Here is a 21,160-nt window from a genome sequence, read left to right on the forward strand (position 1 = left end):
ATTGATCAAGTAATTGTATATCTTCTCTCTGGTAGTAGTGCTTTTATAATTCAATAGCTCCTACTATAGAAGTTCCATTATGAATAGGAAAAGTAGAGCTTCTTGAAGTATATGTGAAGCCATTATTGGATGTTAGTTCTTGCTCTGCATTCCATAACGGTTTACCAGTTCTTAATACAGTCATTAAAGTACTATCCTCTATCGATAAGTTTTTATAAAAGGATGTCACACTTTTTCTTAAAAACTCTTCGGGTTTGAGACCTAGATGCTTTAAAATATGCAAATCAGCTAAATCATAAAAAATTGTAATGCCATTTGCATCTACAACTAACACATTGTCATAATCAGATAAATGATTTAGTTCTGTAAAACTCATTTATTTGTCCATCCTTTCAATTGCTAAACCCTCAACTATCCAATTTATCAAGATCCCTTAATTCTTCAAACCACTTTGCACATCTAAATGAATTTTCCCAATTCGGATCATTGTCTTCTAAGCCCCAACAAGCGTATAACATGGACATGGCGACAGCTGCTTTTAGGAGTCGATCATTATCTAATTGCATTTCCTCGCTAAGTAAGGTAACTCTCTGCTTTAATAATTGTTTTGGATTGAATGTATTTATTAACTGATTTGTTAAAAATGAAACAAAATCAAAATAAGGATCTCCAATTACTCCCTTCGGATCAATAGCTGTCCATCCATATTCATCCGAGAATAATATATTCTCGTGATGCAAATCGCCATGTAAAAGCTCGATTCCTTCGGAAGAATTAGTAATTTCGTGAGCATAATTTTTTGCAAGTTGAATGTTTTCCGTAGAAATAGGTCCTTCGTTCATTGGATAAACTTCTAAGTAACGGTCGAAAGCCTGCATCCAATCCTCAACCGTTGGATGATTTGCGTTTGTTTCAACCTTTCTCCGTATGTCAGTCCAAACCTTTACAAAATGCTTAATAGCAAGTCTTTCTTCAACTCCAACAAGCATAGTACCAGGCAGTAAATGTTCTAGAAGCATTACACCATCTGTCGAATCCATTTTTAATAGTTGAACACAGCCTTCACCATCATACGTCTGAAGTGTACGAATCTCATTTTCAAAATCATAATTTGGCACACCAAGCTTCAAAATTGCTCGGTTTCCATATTCATCTTTAACTTTTAGCACATAATTATACGATAAGTTTTCTACTGGGCCTTTGGATTGAAGATTCCATTTTTCAAGATACGTTTGAACAATAGAGTCCAATTCACTTAGCCATTCTTTTCCTACATTTCCAAAAGCACCAGTTACTTTTTGTACAAACTCATTTGGATAATTTATCATCTAATAGACACACCTCTACATTCTTCAATAGTAAAATTCCCCTTAAATATGCTCTTCATATTATTTCATTATCGTACACGTTTTAACTCCTATCAATATATTTATATTCTAAGTCTATTAAGTTTTCTCAATACCACCCTTTACCCTCAAAAAATATTTTGTTTTGTTTGGAACAATGTTAAACTGATACGATGAATAAAAACAAATGTAATGGAAAGATAGATGAGGTGAACAATTTAGTGTTAGAAAAAATAAAGAAAGAATGGTTTTCCAATGTGAGAGCCGACATATTATCTGGAGCTGTAGTAGCGTTGGCACTCATTCCAGAAGCAATTGCTTTCTCTATTATTGCTGGTGTTGATCCGATGGTTGGATTATACGCTTCATTCCTAATAGCCGTTACGATTGATTCGTTGGAGGAAGACCTGCTATGATTTCAGCAGCTACAGGTGCAATGGCTCTATTGATGGTTCCACTTGTAAAAGAGTATGGACATGATTATTTACTAGCAGCGACTGTTTTAACAGGTGTTATTCAAATCCTATTTGGTGTTTTTAATATAGCAAAACTCATGAAGTTTATTCCTCGAGCTGTTATGATTGGCTTTGTTAACGCATTGGCCATCTTAGTTTTCTTAGCCCAAGTTCCACATATTCTAGGAGAGTCCACTGTGACATATGTTTTTGTAGGGATTACATTAGTCATCGTGTACGTGCTTCCCAGATTTGTACAATCCATACCTGCCCCGCTTATTGCGATCATTGTTCTTACGGCGGTTACTTTGTACGCTGGAATTGATATGAAAGTGGTCGGTGACCTAGGAGGAATCACGAAATCCTTACCGGAATTTTTTATCCCTAACATACCTTTCAATTTTGAAACACTTGCTATTGTATTCCCCTACTCCATTGCTCTAGCAATTGTCGGTTTATTAGAATCCTTACTAACCGCATCTATAGTGGATGATATGACAGGGACTGATAGTAATAAGAATAAAGAAGCAAAAGGACAAGGTATTGCCAATATCGTTACTGGTTTCTTTGGAGGAATGGCTGGATGTGCAATGATTGGTCAATCGGTGATTAATGTTAAATCAGGTGGGCGTGGAAGACTTTCTACGTTCGTTGCAGGTTTGTTTTTAATGTTTTTAATCCTTGTTTTAGGAGATTTAGTAGTACAAATTCCAATGCCAGTTCTTGTAGGTATTATGATAATGGTTTGTATTGGTACTTTCGACTGGTCGTCTTTTACTTACTTACGTAAAGCTCCTCGCACGGATGCAATTGTGATGCTTGCAACTGTCATAATCGTTGTAGCTACACATGATTTATCCAAAGGGGTTATAGCAGGAGTTATCTTAAGTGCAATCTTTTTTGTAGCTAAGATAGCGAAAATTAGAGTGACGGAAAACCATATGAATGAACACGCCCATTTTGTGATTGAAGGTCAATTATTTTTCGCTTCTGTAGAGGATTTTGTCGATGCATTTAACTACTCCATAGAAAGCACTAATGTTATTATCGACTTTAGACAATCGCATGTTTGGGATGATTCTGCTGTTGGTGCAATAGATAAAGTCGTTAATAAATATAATGAGAACAAAAACATTGTAACCATTAAAGGACTAGACTCTTCTAGTGAAAAATTAGTTGAAAAACTTACTATTCACAATAAATCGTTTGTGATTTCCGATTAACTCTTTTTGGAGGTGCTCAAAATGTATGAAAAAATTTTGTTAGCAGTTGATGGTTCTGAAAACTCGCTTCGTGCAGCCGCAGAAGCTATAAAAATAGCTTCTATGAATGCTGAATGTACAGTAGATGTCGTATATGTAGTGGACTTCTCCAAGTCAAAGAATGAGATATTGCACACGCAAGGAAGGGAAGAACTCGATTTTTCACGTCGTCAAAAATTATTCCCTGTACAAGAGCTGTTACAGGTGAAAAATATTCCATACACAACTACCATTTACGAGGTGAACCAGGTCCAACTATTATTAAGTACGCAAATGAACATGCTTTTGAATTAGTCGTTATCGGTTCGAGAGGCTTAAATGGATTGCAAGAAATGGTACTTGGAAGCGTGAGTCATAAAGTAGTCAAAAGAGTTAACTGTCCTGTATTAATAGTTAAATAAGTACAAAAATGTACCCTGCCTATATTAAACGGCAGGGTTTTTTAATCAAAAATATTTAGTTACGATGCTTTCGTAACTTTTGTAATTGTTTTTTTCGTATAGCATATACAACTACCATTAAGAGAGGTAAAAGAAGACAAATCGTTAATGAAAAGTAAATATCAATAGTAGTGTCATAAACACTTTGCTCTAAATTGTTAGGAAAAATCACGAGTGATAAGATGACGACAATCATACCTAATGGGTATGTTAGTGGACGATAATCTTTCAATTGAAACATTTGAGCCAAACCAAATACAGCTGCATAAAAATAAATAACCATCTTAAAATAGAGACAAATTATCCAAAGGGCAGCCATCATTGCCTCTATGCGGGTTACAAAATTTCCAATGTTTATCTTTTTGGCGAGTTCATAACTCGGAAACATCTGTAAAGCTGTCATATCACTACCCAATACTAAAATACACAAGATGGTGATAATCGTGACAATTAGTCCACCAATTAAATTTCCGATTAAAAAGTGTTTCTTAGCAGAGCTAGGTCGGTTAATAAAGGCTGGAAAAATCATTAACAAACTAATAGTATTCAAAGATGATACAACAATCAATGGTAGCGATGACTGAAAGATTTTATTTATATCTATCTCCAAAACAGGCTGGATGTTTTTAAATTCAACTTCTGGGGCGATAAAAACCACCAATATAAAAAAGAGTATAAAGAAAATGGCGATAAAGATTTCTGCAGAACGTGCAATAGTTTCGAGCCCAAGTCGAATTGCCATAACTAATATGATAGCAAAAAGAATATTAGTAGCTGCCATTGGCGTATTTGGCATTACATGGATCGTCAGGAATGAACCAGAATAATACAAAAGTATTGCAGTATATAAAAAAGTCATGAAGATAAATAAGAGAGAAAAGATGTTACCTATCCATTTTCCAAAAAGCGTTTTATTCACTTGAATATAAGTAAGATTTGGGAACCAGAGTCCTATTTTCGTGAATAGCCATACAATCAATAGTCCAATCCCCATACCAAGAATTGCGGCAATCCAAGCGTCTTGTTTCGCGTTGGCAGCTAAAGCAGATGGTATTACTAAGATGCTAGTACCGATCGTAAATAATATAACTAAAACTAGAAATTGGTACGAATTTATTTTAACGGTTGGCAACATATATATCTTCACCTCACTTCTAGTCCATATATATCTAAATTATATTAATTTAAGCGTAATCAAGATTTTTTTTCAATTGTTTTTTTCGTATAGCGTATACAATTACCATTAAGAGAGGTAAAAGAAGGCCAATCGTTAAGGCAAAATAGATATTTATAGTCGAATCAAATTTTTGTTGTTCCATAACGTTAGGAAAAATCACGAGCGAAAAGACAACGACAATCATCCCTAACGGATACGTTAAAGGTCGATAATCTTTTAAATTTAAAATTTGTGCTAACCCATAAACCGAGGAATAAAAATATATAACCATCTTAAAATAAAGACAAATAATCCAAAGTGCAGCCATCAGTGCCTCTACTCGGTTTATAAAATTCCCAATGTTTATCATTTTGGCCAAACCATATCCAGGAAACTCCTGTCTTGCGGTTATATCAGCACCTAATACGAAAATACACAAAAATGTGAGGATAATGATGACTAGTCCCCCTATTAAATTTCCAAATAAAAAAAATTTCTTAGCAGATTTAGGTTGGTTAATAAATGCTGGGTAAATCATCAATAAACTAACAGCATAGACGGAAGAGATAACGATCAAAGATAACGATGACTCGGCAATACTATTTATATCTGCCTCAAATACTGGTTGTATGTTTTCGAATTTGATTTCAGGTGCAATAAAAACCACTAATATAATAAAGAGTAGGAAGAAAACGCCGATAAAGATTTCTGCAGAACGAGCAATGGTCTCTAGTCCAAGACGAACTGCCATTACCAATATAATCGCCATCAATATATTAGTGGCTCCCATTGGAGTATTTGGCATTACATGGGTTGTAAGGAATGAACCAGAGTAATATAAGAGTATTGCAGTAGATAAAAGAGTCATGGAGATAAATAAGAAAGATAAGATGTTACCTATCCATTTACCAAAAAGCATTTCATTCATCTGAACAAAGGTAAGGTTAGGAAACCAAAGACCTATTTTCGTGAATAGCCATACAATCGATAGTCCAATCACAGTACCAATTATTGCGGCAATCCAAGCGTCTTGCTTCGCAACTGTGGCTAAAGCTGATGGAACAATTAAGATGCTCGTACCAACCGTAAATAAGATTACTAAAACTAGAAATTGGTACGAATTTATTTTAACGTTTTGCATCATCTAATATCTAACCTCACCTTACGTTCAAATTCACCTAACGAGTTATTGCATCATGTAATGGCTTATAAATGAAAGTTAAAAGATCAATTGGATTGGGAATAGCACTTCCAAAACTATACGCGATACTTAGCCCAACTCCAATAGCAAGAAGAATCGAAAACACAATCAACTCTTTTTTATGCTTTTTTTCCAAGAGTGATGGAACTTCAATAAATAAAATAACGGCAGCCACTAGAAGTATTCCTGCGCTTTTCAGCATTATTAGCTAGTCCTTTCTTTTTACTACTACAGAATTATTCACTGTACCAGTTTTCAGAATTTTAACATCCACTTTAACATTCGCTGCCAAATCAGTAAAATGCTGATTCCACTGTTTTTTCATCGTTTTCCATTCTTTCGGATTTGATCGATGAATAGCATTACCAAATCCAAAAATGTCTGTCTCATATTTTTCTTGGACGCTGATAATAGAATGGTTAATCGTCTCTTCCACTGCTTTTTCGTAAGCTTTTTCTAGTATTTTAATTGATTCAGGTTTAGTAAGATCGATTCGACATTCTACCGCACCTACATTTGCCTCTATATTAACTTGGAGATCCACTTCCGGACTTCCATTTTTAACAATACCTTTCACTTTTGTTTTGAAATGAAGAACCTCTATATCGGCTTTTCCACCTTCAGGGCATGAAACTGTCCCTACCGTATTTTTCACTTGATTTACGATGCCATTATAGCCTCTACTTTCATCTTCTGTTAACCAACCAACTAATTTATCTTCTTTAAACACCGCTAAATCATCAAGTTTAATACTTGTAGCTGGAGTGATTGTTTCCACATTTTGTTTGCTTGATCCTATTTCTGAATTACCTGTCACTAGAATCCCCGTTAACACTGCTTCTTTTCCATCACTTCGCAGATCTGTTATGAGCTGATCTAATGTAACTCCTACTGTAGCTGCCCAGTTTTCTTCTGACACTTTAAGTGTGCTAAACATTTTATTGGCTGGTATGGTTTCTAACGGAGTTTGAACGTTCAAAATTTGTTCTGCTGTAGCGTCTCTAGCTACAGCAACGTAGAAATCCGATCGTAATTCCCAATCCCTTGATATCAAATCTAAAGGATCTCCAATTCCTTCTTTGGCTAATGATTCACTTATTATAAGCATCCGAAGATGTCCAGGATATATTTTTCTAGACATGCCCTTTGTCATTTTTCTAATAGCTTCATACACTGTTTCTCCTCGCCCTTTAATAAGGGTTACTGGAGTAGCTCCCGTACCACCTTTCATAGAGACTTCTGATGGTACTACGACTTGAGCTGAAACTAAGTATTCGTCATCTGATTTATCAATTCCTATCGCCAGCGTTATACCTAGCTCGTTTAATTCCCTTCGATTCCAACAACCCGTAAGAAAGATGCTAAGAATCAGTAATATGAAGATGCCTTTTTTCATTGACTAATCCTCCTAACTATCTTTCATTGGTCTTTTTCTGGCCCTGGCTTTGCAGAAGCTGGATTTTGCTGTTTCTTTATATTTTCTTGACTAATTAAAGGAGTCCGAGTAAACATTTTCCATATAGGTAAACGAATAAATGTATCCTTTTGACCGGAAATATTGAACGGTGCTATTGGGTACATGTATGGAATGCCGTACGAACGTAGACTACATAAATGCAAAATGAGCGCAATTAAACCAACTGTGATTCCAAATAATCCAAACGAAGCAGCGAGCCCCATAAATACAAAACGCAAAATTCTGACTGACATCGCCATGTCGTAAGTAGGGGAAACAAAACTAGCAATAGCTGTTATAGACACAACGATTACCATCGCAGCAGAAATCATACCTGCTTCTACTGCTGCCGTTCCAATTACAAACGCGCCTACAATTGACATGGCTGAACCGATAGCCCTTGGCATTCTTAAACCAGCTTCACGCAAAATTTCAAAGGTGATTTCCATTATAAGCGCTTCAATAAATGCTGGGAACGGGACACCCTCTCGTTGGGCGGCCAGGTTAATAAGGAGTGCAGTCGGTATCATTTCATGATGAAAAGTAGTAGCCGCAATAAATAAAGCAGGAGCAAGTAATGCAATCCCAAACGAAAAAAATCGAAGGATTCGTACAAGACTAGTAAAGTCTGCTCGTTGATAATAGTCTTCTGAAGATTGAAAGAATTCAACGAATAAGGCTGGAACTGTTAACACAAATGGTGTACCATCGACTATTATAGCTATTCTACCTTCCAATATGGCTGCAGCTACTACATCAGGCCGTTCCGAATTATAAACAGTTGGAAAAGTTGTCATTTGAGAATCTTGAATCAATTCCTCAATATTGCCACTTTCGAGTATTCCATCGATGTCAATGCGATCTAGTCGCAAACGAAGTTCTTCCACTATATCGTCATTTGCGATGCCTTTAATATACATTACCGCAATATTCGTTTTCGTTCGCTTTCCAATATCTCTGCTTTCCATCCAGAGATTCGGATCTTTTATTTTCCTTCGTATCAAAGCGGTATTTATACGCATATTTTCGGAGAATGCTTCCCTGGGACCTCTGATTACTGTCTGGGTCGTACTTTCTGTAACTCCACGTTCAGCCCAACGCTTATTACCAAGGGTCATTCCTTCTGAGTAACCATCGATCAAAAGTATGACATTCCCTGATAATAGGGTAGTAAATAACATATCAAAATCGGTCACATCTCTTATTTCTCCTACGGTCAGTGCAAAATCTTTTATAGTGTCCAGAAGCTTAGGATTTGGAGTAAGCTCGCTCTCTAACTCCGTTTCTTTAATTTCTAGCATTAATGATTCCATTATGAATTTTTGAATAGAAGGAGCATCGCTTAAGCCGTCCGTATACATTATTCCTGCTTTAAGGGTCCCTTTATTTCCGATTCGTATCTCTCGAATTACAATATCAGTACTTTCACCTAGCGTAGCTTTTACGATTTTGATATTAGCTTGAAGACTAGTTTTTAAAGTTTGTTTTTCCTTGTGCTCCTTTACTGGATTCTTGGAAGGAGTTGGAGGTTCTAGCTGATTATTATTTTTCTCATAAAAAAATCCCATAGTATCCCTCTTTTACTGTAAATAGTTATGTATGTAATATGTACCTATAAAGTTTATCCAATATTATGAGAAAATATCCTTTTCATTTTCATATAGAAATAAAAAAAGTCGATATACCTATATAGGAATATCGACTTTTTTAAAATAATAATTTACTTAGTTTTTGGCAAATTCACCCACGACTTCAACTGTCTCAAAAATATTAATAAATGCTTTTTCATCGTGCTTACGAACGATTTGCTTAATCTGCATTGTTTCATAACGAGTAACAACCATCATTAAAATCTGCTTTTTTTCTAAAGTAAAACCACCATACCCATCTGTAATCGTCACCCCACGATAGATAGAGCTAAGTAGTTCTTTCCTTATTTTTTCTCCGGAAGTTGTAACGATTTGCATCGTCAGCTTCTCGTGATTCGTATAAATTGTATCCACCATTTTACCGGTCAAGTAAATAGATAACAATGTATATAATGCGATTTCCCAGTTAAATACTGCTCCTGAAATGAGTACGATGAGGCCATTCATACCTGTTAATAGTAAACCGACACGTATATTGCTTCTTCGGGAAATAATCATTGCAATAATATCCATTCCACCTGAAGTACCTGAATATTTTAGAATTATCCCAATCCCAATTCCGCCTATTATACCACCGAATATGGAAGAGAGTAATACATTATCGGTGATCGATTGAGCTGGTAGGAAGTATAAAAAAATGGATAAAGAGATTACACAAACGAGTGTATTCAACGTAATTTTTTTCCCAAGCTTGAAATAACCTAATACAAGTAAAGGTAAATTAAGAATGAAGTTCAGTAACCCAGTATCAAAGGGAGTGATTAATCCAAGTAAAATGGCTATCCCACTTACCCCACTACTTAGTATTTCATGAGGCACTAAAAAGAAATTAAATGCAAATGCGATAATTAGAGAGCCCACAATGACTATTAAATTTTTCATTTTATTATGTTCCCCTCCAAGTCGATGAAAAAAACTCGCCCAATTAGGACGAGTCTTACTTGTAAATACAAGAGTATTCTCTTCTAAATGATATAACAATAAATTTAACAAAGAAAACCATGCAAGTCAATTATTGTTGTTCTAAAGTAATTTATATTGCTATTTTACAGTTATCATACCGTTATCAGTTGTTAAATTGATCAAATTTTTCCCGTTACCAAACGTCGTTTGCTCTGCAGATTTACCAAAAATGCTTACTCTACCATTGTCTGTTTTAGCAAGTATCGTCGCATTAGTCGGCTCCAGACCAGACTGAATGCTAATAAGACCATTATTCGTTTCTAACGTTATTTTTCGATCCAAGTTGTTTGTAATTAATGAAATTTGGCCATTATCTGTTTCTGCATTGATAGTGCCTTCTACATTGTTAAGGGCAATTTTCCCATTATCGGTTTGAACCCGTACATTTTCGCTAGCAACATCTTGAAGATCTATTCTTCCGTTATCAGATTCCAGATTCACTTCTGAAACTTGCATATTTTTTATGATTATTTGTCCATTATCAATTTCTGTTTTAATTTCTTTATATTCCTTTTCAGGTACTTGAATAGTAATTTTATTGTTTAATGAAGAAAATCCAATTTGGATAAACTGCCAGCCTTTTTCTTTTAATTCGACATTTAATGTATCACCGTTAACATCCGCACTTAATGATAGTTCAATTTTTTCTTCATCTTACCTGAAAATGATACCATCGTTTTATTTTCTTTAGATGGTAATAATTCTACTGCTGCATTGTCTGCTAAAACTTCAATCTTGGAAAAATCAGTTTCTTCTATGACAATTTCATCTGATTTTTTTACGAAAGTATCTGTGACATTTAAGATAATATTTATAGCTGCTCCAGCTAATAACACAAATATACCAATAATTGCAATCTTTTTTAAACTCATTTTGTCAGCTCCCATTTCATATTTCCTTTATACATCTTATTATATAGTGTATGGAAAATATTCAAATGGTCTGGAGCAGTGACTTTCTCTAAGTCTTGAGGCGTATTACTACTACAAAGGATGTAAGAGCATTTTTTCTGTCAAAGTAACAGCGGTACCCTTCAAGCTCAAGGTTGGGCTATGTTTGTTACTGGTGAAATGAAAATTGTAAAACAATTAACGTTGCATAGGTTATTCCCTACATTAATGCGTCATTCACCTTTCTGATTCCATTATCCAATTTGTGTTTCTAGTAAATTAGTTTTTTCATTTAAGAGCTCGGTATATGTAGCTAGCTCCTCTTTGCTGGTTGTTTTTATGTATATAGGTTCTCCAAAAATAATTGTAGCCTTTTTCATTTTCCTTAACTCTTTTAATGTCCTAGGACCAACATATAATGCAGGAATGATTGGGGCCTTCGATAAATTACCAATTGTTACGGCACCTCTTTTTAAAGGTGCTCCTTCTGATGCTCTAGTGCCACTGGGGAATATGCCAACTACTTCACCAGATCTTAAAAGCTTTACTGGTTGCTTAATACTGCTAGGAGATGGGTTTTCCCTGTCGACAGGAAAAGCATTTATGCTTCGTAGAAACCGCCCAATCAGTTTGTTTTCAAAAAGCTCTTTCTTTGCCATAAAATGAATCGGCTCTGGTACACACATTCCTAATATGACAATTTCTAACCAGCCTCTATGCGTACAAGTGACGATATACCCGCCATCCTTTGGCAAAAAATGCTCGTTTTTCATTTCTACTTTTCCAAATGAACGTACCACCAGTTTTGCAACCGATAATGTAAAATTATACATAGACATCACCTTTTATTATCTAGTTTTAGTATCTAGTACTAATTATAGTGTGAAAGTAATAAAAATACCAGACCTAGAAAAGGCCTGGTATAGTTATTTACTTCAACTTATTGAGCAGAACCTATATATCGATCTTTTGCAGCCGCAAGGCCAAAGAAAAAGAGCAGTAGAGAAGCTCCAACCAATAACAAAAGTGGAGTAGTCCAGCTATTCGTAATGTCATGTAGAAAACCGAACAGCGTTGGTCCAATAGCAGCAAGAAAATAACCGACCGATTGCGCCATACCGGACAATTCTGCAGCTTCATGTGGGTTCTTAGTACGTAAGCCGAAAAACATCATGGCTAAACCAAAAGCAAATCCTCCGCCGATTCCTAAAAGAATTATCCATAAAACAATCAAATTCAGGCTCCCATAAAGTAATCCAAGTGTGCCACTTAACAGTAAAATTGTCATCAAGACAACTAATGAACGTTGACTTGATATACGATCAGCGATAACCGGAATAATAAAGGTAAACGGAAGTAAAGCTAACTGCATAGTCGAAAGTAACCAGCCAGATTGATCCGAACTTATCCCTTGTTCTTTTAGAATTTCAGGTAGCCATGCGATCAGTACATAAAATATCAGAGATTGTAGACCCATAAACAACGTTACCTGCCATGCTAGTATCGAACCCCATAAATTAACATTCTTGGTAGCAGTTTGAGTATGAGCAACTGATCTTTGAACATGGCGATGCTTCATTTGCGGTAACCAAAACAATATGGATACGAAGCTTAAAATCCCCCAAACCCCTAAGGCTCCCTGCCATCCGAATCCTAAGCCAAGTGCAATTGGAACACTAATACCAGAAGCGATTGCCCCACATAAGTTCATCGAAATTGAATAAACACCTGTCATCATACCCATTCGTTTCGGAAATTCTCGCTTTATAAGGCTCGGTAGTAGTACATTACAAATAGAAATGGCGAATCCGAGTATAGCGGTTCCAATATATATATTAGCCATCCCTGATAAAGAACGTAAAATAATACCGATAGTGAGGAAGATGACAGAAATCAGAATGATTAGTTCAACCCCGAATTTACGACCTAATTTAGGTACAAAAGGCGAAAAAAATGCAAAAGCGAGTAATGGTAATGTGGTAATCATTCCAGCTACTGTATTCGATAAATGCATATTATCTCTTATGAGACCTACTAGAGGACCGACCGAGGTTAAAGGTGCTCGTAGGTTAGCTGCAATAAAAATAATTCCTAAAATAATTAGCAAAAGGGCTGATTGTTTTCTAATTATAGAAGGAGACTTTGTATCTTGATCTTGACTAAATTGATTGTGTAAACTCATCATGCTTCCTCCTTCAAATACATCTAATCAGCTGATTCATTGATTAGTGTAAACTTCTTTTGAAATTTCCTCTTATACTGTAGAATTATATTTTTTCATCTACATATATTATACTATATCTTTTATTCATTATTGTAAACTATAATAAACCTAATTTATGAGATTTATTCTACTCAACTTTTCAAAAGAATAATAGTTTACACAAAATAACCCTTAATCATCACTCATAAAGATGATTAAGGGTTATTTTGTGTATTTAGCGGGTGATACGAAGTTAAATCCCATACTTCAACACAATATGTAGAACGACCACATCATTAGAATTGTTTGTATAGGAATGTATACTATCTGCGCGAAAACTAATAGAATCATACTCATTCAATTCATAGGATTCCTCATTCACGCTAATTGTAATTTTTCCCGACATCACTGTAACAATTTCAGTCGTATTCTGGTGGTGTTTTTCTGGATGGTAGGTGCTGTTCGGTTGTAAGTAAGTACGACACATCTCAATTTCATTACTGGCATTTTGAAAGATAGGCTCCATTATCCAAGTTTTCAAATCCCCAGCGATCCTCAGCCCTTGACCTGCCCTGGATACATTGACATTGCTTTCTCTTGCAAACAATGCCATAAGAGGTATCGACAAACCTTTTGAAATTTTCCACAACATACCAAGTGTTGGATTTGTTTCCCCACGTTCGATATTTCCAAGGGTTAATTTGCTCACGCCTGTTAATTCCGATAAATCTTCGAGGCTCAATTGCTTTTCTTTACGAATTTTTTTTAGAGCATTCCCAACTTGTAAGACAACTTGCTTTGGATCTTCTGCCTCCACTTTTATCCCCCCTTATGATAATTACGAATCGTTTAGTTTAATACCTAATGAAAATTATACGGATTGAAAGATAGAAATGCCAGCCCCAAAAAGGACTGGCAGGGATAACGGATATTTATCCCGCATTAACGTGCAGCAAGACTCCCCCTTCTAGATGTAAGAAAAGCGAAAAGAAAAGTGGGAGATCAACTGCTTGCATGCGCCCGATGAAATGATCCCAGACTAAGTACGCAACATCGTGTTGCTCCTGCGCAAAGCTCGTCGCAAAATAAAAGAGCGTTTGCAACGTCTGTGTGACCCACATCGTGTGGGACACAACTAACAATCAGTGGGGGATGACGGGGGACTAAAAGCGCGACGTCCATGTCGCAACGTCCCCACTAGCACGTCCTGTGCGTCGAAAAACCCCCACTGATAGAAGTTTCACTTTATACCAAGAAACTTCTCTACTAGTAACCCATTTCCAATCAACAGCAATAATGCACACGGAGTGGCTATAAATCTCTGTAGAATCTCGATACTAATGATTAGCCTCGATAAAATAGACTGCTCACAATTGGATAAAGTAAGCAGTCTGTTCATTTGTTATACCATTTCGGAACAAGTAACCTAAAATCTTCGAACTGATCTAATGTAAAACGAGTGTACTTTTGAAACTTATCTCTTTGTTTCGTTGCAACTTCATGACCCCATACTTCAGCAGAAACAATATGAATCGCTGCATACAAACGATGTAGTTTCCAAAAAGAAAGAGGAATTGGTTGATGGTCATGATAACCGTCTAATACCCCTTTGGAATAGGCTGTACTAATAGGCACATTAAAGTATTCCATTTTGTAAAACTCATTAATTGGATCTGCATAGGTAATTTTTTGCATATCAATCAAACCAGTAAATCGGTCTTCTTCTACTAATATATTCCCTGGGTGAAAATCATAATGCTGAACGCAGCTAGGTTGAAATGCGAAGTAAATAGGTATGGTCAACGCACCATTTCTCATCATCTGAAAACCCTTCTTCGATGAATTGCAAAATAGTACACTTATTTAAAAATGGTATATTCGGCTTTTCCATTAGTCTCCCCCTATTTCTTTTACTATAAAGTTGTAGAATATCTAATAACAAGAATTTCACTTTACATTATTTCCAGACATTTCACAATGTATTTTTTCCATACAAAAAAGCCGACCCGTTATTCAAAGAAATAACAGATTGACCTTCTAAGCTATTTTTTTAACGAGCTGATCGAACGTTCTGTAGTACATTGATAGCGAGCATTATCACACTAAAGACTACAAGCACTCCACCGATTGCTGTAAATACAGTTGCTATTGCTGCTCCGTTTAAAATGAGGACGGTAAGTGCAATCATCATTAATGGAAGGCCGATATTGGCACTCCAAAAATGAAGCCCGGCATATACGTTGCTACTTGTACTTGGAAATAAATAATAAACAAACCCAGCAAATGCGAAAGATGCCCAACCAATCAGATTGACATGTACATGCACACCTTTCAACGCATAATCGTGCGCCATCGACATGTACAGACCTAACAGAACCCCAATCACAAAATAAACAACCGAAATTTTGATAAAGCGGATAGCCATGCCTACTTTCCCCTTTCTCATAATAGAATAATTAGTTCTATATATTCTATTTACAAAGGAAATGGAGTATGCTAGGTCTGTAAAATAATGGGGTTGTCCGTCCTGTTTCGACAAAGGATATATACTCTTATAGAGCTTGCTTAAGAAAATTCAATTAATAGTTGAACGAGTATAGTATGCGGTAAATATTTTTCTCTTGTGTTAACAGATTATTATATTAAAGGTAAATCACTCTCTTGCATAGAATGTATATAAAGTGAAACTTCAATCAGTGGGGGGGTTCTTCATCCCCACTGATTGTTAGTTAAACCAATCGGGCTTTTATGGGCAGTTGATCTCCCACTTATCTTTTCGCTTTTCTTCAATCTTGAAGTGGGAGTCTTACTGCCCGTTAATGCAGGATAAAAGGAGGGCGTAATATGAGTTATATGAGTATAGTTTTTGCTGTCACCTATTTGTTTTTATTCTTATTTGTATGCTATAAGTTGTTGAAAACGAAACGAATTCCATCCAATCGATACACACCTTTTGACGACTTGATGACCGGCACGAAAACAGATATCAAACAAGAAAAAAGTATTCAAGATACGAAACACGAAACGGCATACGAAGAAAAAACATTAAAAAAACCATAAATGCCTTATTCCTTTGCTTGATAATAAATTAGCTCATGTATTTCCTTAAATCCTGCAGCTTTATATAAGCGGTTGGCTTTATCATTCTCTTTTGCAACACAAAGAGAAATTTCTTCGATTTTTTTGAAAGAAAAAAAATAGGACAAAGCGGCTCGGATGAGTAATGTGCCAATTCCTTGTTTTTGGTAGTCAGCTGCTACAGCAATATATTCAATCGATCCTTCTTTATGCTCGGGATTCGCTTCGACATAAACGTATCCTTTAATCCTTCCTTCTTTGTCATTTATGACTAATAACTGATTATGATCACTTAATCGATCAATTATTTCTGATGCGCTATAATATGTATTTGGAAAAGTAGCCTCATGAAGGCTCATAAATGAATCTTTATATGCTAAATCATAGGATTCTATCTGCGCCAAATCAACTTCCCCTAAGTCGTTGCGGAAAGCTTTCAATAATAGATGATTTCCTTTATTTATAGCATTTTTATGTATCGCAAACTGTTGAACGAACTCATTTTTTATATTTACGAAAAATGAAAATTCATTTACTTCGCTAGTTAATAATGCATTCGCTTTTTTCCACAACCTATCAGCAAGTTGATAATCTCTTCCATTTTTAATAAAAGGTCCCCATACTTCTGCACTTTTGCTTTCCTTATCTATATCCAACCCCAATGCACCTATCAGCTTTTCCTCGTCATAAGCAACTACAAAAGTTTTAGAGATATCTGCATGATACAACGTATGGGCAATCTCCTCTTTCGTTTCCCCACAATAACCGATATGACTTTCCGGAACTGTATTCATTTCTTCTAAAAAAAGGGAGAGCTTTTCAATGGCTTTGAGGGGACATATTCTAATATTCATCCTTTACAAACCTCATTTCATAAACGTTTTTGGTATTGAAAATAATAGATGAAGGAAACAATATGATACAATCAAGATAAAATACATTAATAGAGGTGGACCATATGTGCCGCAATATAAAGACACTTTTTAACTTTGAGCCAGTCGCAACAGATGATGAGATTTATGCAGCTTCCCTTCAATATGTTCGTAAAGTTTCCGGATTTAATAAGCCTTCGAAAGTCAATGAAGAAAGTTTTCATAAAGCAGTGGAGGAAGTGTCTATTATTACGAGAAATTTGCTAGACTCCCTACAGACGAGCGCAGAACCACGGGATCGAGAGATAGAAGCAGAACAAGCACGACTGAGAAATGCAAAGAGATTTGGAACCGGAGAAGTTTCATCATCTACTAAGTAATATGTAAGAGCTGCCCAACTGGGTCTAGCTCTCTTTTTATTTATTCCCAGACGTTATTCAATTTATCGGAATAGAAACGAATTGCTTTTTGGTAATTCAAAATATCCTTATCGTTGGTTGTATCTAATAGGCATTTTAATAATAATTCCATCGCATGATGATGTTCGTTTAAATTATATAGCGTCATCGCGTAGAATACCTGGATTGAACTGTTGGTGGGAAAAAGATTGATTCCTTTTAATAAAACATCTTTAGATTTCTCATAATCACCTAATGCTCTATATGTGCTTCCTAATCCTAGTAGCGCCCCTTGTAGATCATTCTCGGCTAAACCTAATTCAATGGCATTTTCATAGTAAGTTATTGCTTCAGATTCTTTGCCTAATACATCGAAACTCCAAGCACATTGGTAATTAAGGACTGCATCATTTGGCCATTTTTCTACCATTCGTAAAAGTAACGCATTCGATTCTTCAAACTTCCCATCATTTCTTAAATCTATTGCATGAGTCAATCCACCGGTCATCCGAATCCTCCTCTTTTCACTTGCATTTTTTCTGATTAAGTACGTAGAATGTGCTTCATCTCTAAGCATTGCACACATGCAAATATAGCCACACAATTACAAGCAAAGTGTGGCTGTTCATGATATTAAGGCTAATCTAGTATCCTATTCAAATCTTCCCAACTGCATTAAGACTAATCAGTCTATCTCTTGCCTCTAAATATTCCTTATCCAGTTTGTCTACGAATTTTGCTGCACTAGTTATTTCATGGATAGAGCCAACACCTTGGCCGCTCCCCCAAATATCCTTCCATGCCTTTGCGGACGTTTCACCAAAATTCATCTTAGATGGATCACTTTCCGGAAGATTGTCAGGGTCTAATCCTGCCGCTTTAATAGAAGACTTTAGATAATTTCCATGTACACCTGTGAAAAGACTGCTATACACAATATCATCAGAGGTTGCTTCAACAATTGCTTGCTTATAGCTTTCAGATGCACGAGCTTCATCTGTTGCAATGAACGGCGAGCCAATATAGGCGAAATCGGCACCCATTGCTTGAGCAGCGAGGATAGAACTTCCTGAAGCAATCGAACCCGATAAAGCAAGTGGACCATCGAACCACTGTCGGATTTCTTGGATTAAAGCAAAAGGACTCTTCACTCCAGCATGACCACCAGCTCCTGCAGCAACTGCAATTATCCCGTCTGCTCCTTTGTCGATTGCCTTGTGCGCGAACGTATTATTAATCACGTCGTGAAGAGCAATTCCTCCATAGCTATGTGTAGCTGCGAATATCTCTTCACGAGCGCCTAAAGATGAAATAATGATGGGAACCTTATACTTCACACATAATTCCATATCATGTTCTAAGCGGTCATTCGACTTGTGAACAATTTGATTGATTGCGAACGGCGCAGCTGGACGATCAGGATTTTTCGCGTTATAAGCTGCTAATTCCTCTGTAATTTCTGCCAACCATTCATCCAGCAAGGAAGCGGGTCTCGCATTAAGGGCGGGCATTGATCCAACAATCCCTGCCTTACATTGCTCGATCACTAGCTTTGGGTTACTAATAATAAACAGTGGTGCTCCGATTACAGGGAGACGTAGGTTCTGAAGTACTGACGGCATTTTTGACATTTGTTGTTCCTCCATTCAATAAACACTCTTATTTAATTGCTTCATAAATATTCTATCATCATTGGTTTTAATTTTCAGATTAATAGGAATATAACATACTTAGGATGACTTGCATACCAGTAATTTAGGAAGCACAGGACGCACTAAAACAACAAAAAGGCCCTTTGACTTTATATCAAAGGACCATTTCTTTAGTTCAATACTTTCTTCTTAGATGCAGCAACTAGTTCACGGATTTTCTCCAACTCTTTCTGATGAAACCCCTCCACAATCGCACTTCCAACAATAACTCCATCTACCAAAGCTCCAACCGATTTTACTTGTTCAGGAGTCGAAATTCCGAACCCGGCAAGCACTGGAACTGAACTTATTTTTTTCAACTGATTCAAGTGCTTTTCTAAATAATCATCAAATCCATCACGAACGCCCGTAATCCCATTTACAGTGACTGCATAAATAAAACCTTCTCCAACAGCAACAATCTTTTCGATACGGTCCGGTGGGCTAGTTAGCGAAACAAGTGGGACAAGCGATACGTCAGTTTCTTGAAATGCATCTTTTAGCATTTCGTTTTCTTCCAATGGTACGTCTGGTACGATCAACCCATAAACGCCACATTTCGCACAAGCTTGTGCAAATGCATCGATGCCATAGCTTAAGATAGGGTTGATATATGTCATAATAACTAACGGAATCTTCACCTCATCTCGAATTCCTGTTAATTCATCTAAAATAGTTCGCAATGTGACTCCGTTCCGCAGTGCTCGTTCCCCAGCTCGTTGAATCGTCGGACCATCTGCCACTGGATCAGAAAACGGGATACCAACCTCGATTGCGGTAGCCCCTGCTTCTTGTAGGAATAAAATTTGCTCTGTTAACGAACCGTCTCCCCCCATGATATAAGGGATAAACGCTTTTTCTCCTTCATTTAAACGTTTTTGTATTGCTTTTGTTAATGTTGTTTTAGTCATTTTGAGCACCTCCAAGCGCTTCGCGAACGGTATGTACATCTTTATCCCCACGGCCTGATAAACAAATAACAACAATTTCGTCTTCCTGCATTGTTTTAGCCAAGCCTGCCGCATAGTGAATAGCATGTGCGCTTTCTAAAGCTGGAATAATTCCTTCTGTTCTTGCAAGCAATTGTAGTCCTTCAAGCGCCTCATTGTCAGTTACAGAAGTAAATGTTGCTCGACCTATATCATGCAAATAAGAATGCTCCGGTCCAACAGCGGGATAATCAAGTCCAGCAGAAATCGAATGTGCTTCTTGGATCAATCCATCGTCGTCTTGTAACACATACATATACGCCCCGTGCAATACGCCTTCTTTTCCACCAGCAATTGCTGCAGCATGCTTTCCTGTTTCAATTCCACTTCCTGCAGCTTCTACACCATATAATGCAACCTTTTCATCTTCAATAAAAGGATGGAACATACCGATTGAGTTACTGCCGCCACCAACACATGCTACAACCGCATCTGGTAAACATCCTTCTTTTTCTATTAGTTGTTTTCTTGTTTCCACTCCAATAACACGTTGGAAATCCCGCACAATTTTCGGAAATGGATGTGGTCCAAGCGCAGAACCAAGTATATAATGCGTGTCTTCTACATTTGACACCCAGTAGCGGAGCGCTTCATTGACAGCATCCTTAAGTGTTGCTGAACCTTGATCGACTGACACGACTTTTGCACCGAGAAGCTCCATTCGGAATACGTTTAGCTCCTGTCTACGAACATCTTCTTTCCCCATAAACACGACACATTCCATATCAAATAAGGCGCAAACCGTTGCAGTAGCCACCCCGTGCTGACCTGCGCCAGTTTCTGCTACTATTTTCTTTTTCCCCATCCGTTTTGCAAGCAAAGCCTGCCCGATCGTGTTATTAATCTTATGTGCTCCCGTATGGTTTAAATCTTCTCGCTTTAAATAGATTTTTGCTCCACCAACTTGGCGAGTTAAACGTTCCGCAAAATAAAGTGGGGTTTCACGCCCAACATAATCCTTTAAGTAATAATTTACTTCTTCTATAAAAGCGGGATCTATTCTAGCATCCTCATAAGCTGTTTCTAATTCTATCAATGCCGTCATTAATGTTTCTGGAACGAATTGTCCCCCGAATCGTCCATATCTACTCGATGTTGTTTGTACCATTAG

Annotated in this window: 22 protein-coding genes and 2 pseudogenes; 4 read left to right on the forward strand and 20 right to left on the reverse strand. The window is 36.7% G+C overall.

Annotated elements, in window-relative coordinates; all coding sequences use genetic code 11:
* Positions 1–43: 43 nt before the first annotated feature.
* Together OR571_RS17915 and OR571_RS17920 are read right to left on the reverse strand one after the other, a co-directional pair.
* Positions 44–376, reverse strand: coding sequence for a transcriptional regulator (locus OR571_RS17915; protein WP_282244763.1), 333 nt, complete (start codon positions 374–376; stop codon positions 44–46).
* Between the two features lie 31 nt (positions 377–407).
* A complete protein-coding gene (locus OR571_RS17920) occupies positions 408–1,328 on the reverse strand; it encodes an aminoglycoside phosphotransferase family protein (RefSeq protein ID WP_282244765.1) in 921 nt (306 codons plus the stop codon).
* 239 nt (positions 1,329–1,567) lie between these two features.
* On the opposite strand from OR571_RS17920, the pseudogene OR571_RS17925 reads away from it, so the two are divergent.
* Together OR571_RS17925 and OR571_RS17930 are read left to right on the forward strand one after the other, a co-directional pair.
* Positions 1,568–3,024: pseudogene (locus OR571_RS17925) on the forward strand (SulP family inorganic anion transporter).
* A 21-nt stretch (positions 3,025–3,045) separates the two neighbouring features.
* Positions 3,046–3,464, forward strand: a pseudogene (locus OR571_RS17930) (universal stress protein).
* Positions 3,465–3,519: 55 nt separating this feature from the next.
* On the opposite strand, the gene OR571_RS17935 reads toward OR571_RS17930, so the two are convergent.
* The 13 genes from OR571_RS17935 to OR571_RS17995 form a co-directional block, all read right to left on the reverse strand.
* The gene (locus OR571_RS17935) at positions 3,520–4,638 is read right to left on the reverse strand and encodes a GerAB/ArcD/ProY family transporter (RefSeq protein ID WP_282244767.1); all 1,119 of its coding nucleotides are present in this window, start codon (positions 4,636–4,638) and stop codon (positions 3,520–3,522) included.
* A 49-nt stretch (positions 4,639–4,687) separates the two neighbouring features.
* On the reverse strand, positions 4,688–5,800 hold the full coding sequence (locus tag OR571_RS17940) for a GerAB/ArcD/ProY family transporter (RefSeq protein WP_282244769.1): 1,113 nt from the start codon (positions 5,798–5,800) through the stop codon (positions 4,688–4,690).
* 37 nt (positions 5,801–5,837) lie between these two features.
* Complete coding sequence (locus tag OR571_RS17945; protein WP_282244771.1) at positions 5,838–6,062, reverse strand: hypothetical protein; 225 nt, start codon at positions 6,060–6,062, stop codon at positions 5,838–5,840.
* A gap of 6 nt (positions 6,063–6,068) precedes the next feature.
* Entirely contained in the window at positions 6,069–7,256 is a 1,188-nt protein-coding gene (locus OR571_RS17950; protein ID WP_282244774.1) for a Ger(x)C family spore germination protein, read from the reverse strand.
* A gap of 23 nt (positions 7,257–7,279) precedes the next feature.
* Positions 7,280–8,884, reverse strand: coding sequence for a spore germination protein (locus OR571_RS17955; RefSeq protein ID WP_282244776.1), 1,605 nt, complete (start codon positions 8,882–8,884; stop codon positions 7,280–7,282).
* A gap of 156 nt (positions 8,885–9,040) precedes the next feature.
* Positions 9,041–9,847 (reverse strand): YitT family protein, encoded by an 807-nt coding sequence (locus OR571_RS17960; RefSeq protein WP_282244777.1) that lies wholly within the window; start codon positions 9,845–9,847, stop codon positions 9,041–9,043.
* 159 nt (positions 9,848–10,006) lie between these two features.
* Positions 10,007–10,570, reverse strand: a complete 564-nt coding sequence (locus OR571_RS17965; protein ID WP_282246278.1) for a DUF4097 family beta strand repeat-containing protein — start codon at positions 10,568–10,570, stop codon at positions 10,007–10,009.
* Complete coding sequence (locus OR571_RS17970) at positions 10,555–10,815, reverse strand: hypothetical protein (RefSeq protein WP_282244779.1); 261 nt, start codon at positions 10,813–10,815, stop codon at positions 10,555–10,557. The genes OR571_RS17965 and OR571_RS17970 overlap by 16 nt, the downstream gene beginning before the upstream one ends.
* Before the next feature lie 257 nt (positions 10,816–11,072).
* Entirely contained in the window at positions 11,073–11,651 is a 579-nt protein-coding gene (locus tag OR571_RS17975) for a lysophospholipid acyltransferase family protein (RefSeq protein ID WP_282244781.1), read from the reverse strand.
* Between the two features lie 107 nt (positions 11,652–11,758).
* Positions 11,759–13,000, reverse strand: a complete 1,242-nt coding sequence (locus OR571_RS17980) for a CynX/NimT family MFS transporter (RefSeq protein ID WP_282244784.1) — start codon at positions 12,998–13,000, stop codon at positions 11,759–11,761.
* A gap of 274 nt (positions 13,001–13,274) precedes the next feature.
* Positions 13,275–13,844, reverse strand: coding sequence for a helix-turn-helix domain-containing protein (locus OR571_RS17985; protein WP_282246280.1), 570 nt, complete (start codon positions 13,842–13,844; stop codon positions 13,275–13,277).
* 572 nt (positions 13,845–14,416) lie between these two features.
* Entirely contained in the window at positions 14,417–14,842 is a 426-nt protein-coding gene (locus tag OR571_RS17990; RefSeq protein WP_282244786.1) for a phosphotransferase, read from the reverse strand.
* Between the two features lie 229 nt (positions 14,843–15,071).
* Positions 15,072–15,446 carry a cytochrome-c oxidase gene (locus tag OR571_RS17995; protein WP_282244788.1) on the reverse strand — a complete coding sequence of 125 codons (375 nt, stop codon included), beginning with the start codon at positions 15,444–15,446 and terminating at the stop codon, positions 15,072–15,074.
* Positions 15,447–15,865: 419 nt separating this feature from the next.
* On the opposite strand from OR571_RS17995, the gene OR571_RS18000 reads away from it, so the two are divergent.
* Positions 15,866–16,081 carry a hypothetical protein gene (locus OR571_RS18000; RefSeq protein WP_282244790.1) on the forward strand — a complete coding sequence of 72 codons (216 nt, stop codon included), beginning with the start codon at positions 15,866–15,868 and terminating at the stop codon, positions 16,079–16,081.
* A 5-nt stretch (positions 16,082–16,086) separates the two neighbouring features.
* On the opposite strand, the gene OR571_RS18005 is transcribed toward OR571_RS18000, so the two are convergent.
* On the reverse strand, positions 16,087–16,953 hold the full coding sequence (locus tag OR571_RS18005; protein WP_282244792.1) for a GNAT family N-acetyltransferase: 867 nt from the start codon (positions 16,951–16,953) through the stop codon (positions 16,087–16,089).
* A gap of 104 nt (positions 16,954–17,057) precedes the next feature.
* Between OR571_RS18005 and OR571_RS18010 the strand changes: the two genes are divergently transcribed.
* A complete protein-coding gene (locus OR571_RS18010; RefSeq protein ID WP_282244794.1) occupies positions 17,058–17,351 on the forward strand; it encodes a DUF2277 domain-containing protein in 294 nt (97 codons plus the stop codon).
* A gap of 40 nt (positions 17,352–17,391) precedes the next feature.
* Here OR571_RS18010 and OR571_RS18015 read toward each other — a convergent pair whose 3' ends face one another.
* The 4 genes from OR571_RS18015 to trpB all read right to left on the reverse strand — a co-directional run bounded on the left by OR571_RS18015 (position 17,392) and on the right by trpB (position 21,157).
* Positions 17,392–17,877 (reverse strand): tetratricopeptide repeat protein, encoded by a 486-nt coding sequence (locus OR571_RS18015; RefSeq protein WP_282244796.1) that lies wholly within the window; start codon positions 17,875–17,877, stop codon positions 17,392–17,394.
* Positions 17,878–18,025: 148 nt separating this feature from the next.
* Complete coding sequence (locus OR571_RS18020) at positions 18,026–19,000, reverse strand: NAD(P)H-dependent flavin oxidoreductase (protein WP_282244797.1); 975 nt, start codon at positions 18,998–19,000, stop codon at positions 18,026–18,028.
* A gap of 191 nt (positions 19,001–19,191) precedes the next feature.
* Positions 19,192–19,971 (reverse strand): tryptophan synthase subunit alpha, encoded by a 780-nt coding sequence (trpA, locus tag OR571_RS18025; protein WP_282244799.1) that lies wholly within the window; start codon positions 19,969–19,971, stop codon positions 19,192–19,194.
* Positions 19,964–21,157 carry a tryptophan synthase subunit beta gene (gene trpB / locus OR571_RS18030; RefSeq protein ID WP_282244800.1) on the reverse strand — a complete coding sequence of 398 codons (1,194 nt, stop codon included), beginning with the start codon at positions 21,155–21,157 and terminating at the stop codon, positions 19,964–19,966. The genes trpA and trpB overlap by 8 nt, the downstream gene beginning before the upstream one ends.
* Positions 21,158–21,160 lie beyond the last annotated feature (3 nt).

The sequence above is a fragment of the Psychrobacillus sp. NEAU-3TGS genome, from assembly GCF_029955155.1.
In the GTDB taxonomy this organism is placed as follows: domain Bacteria; phylum Bacillota; class Bacilli; order Bacillales_A; family Planococcaceae; genus Psychrobacillus.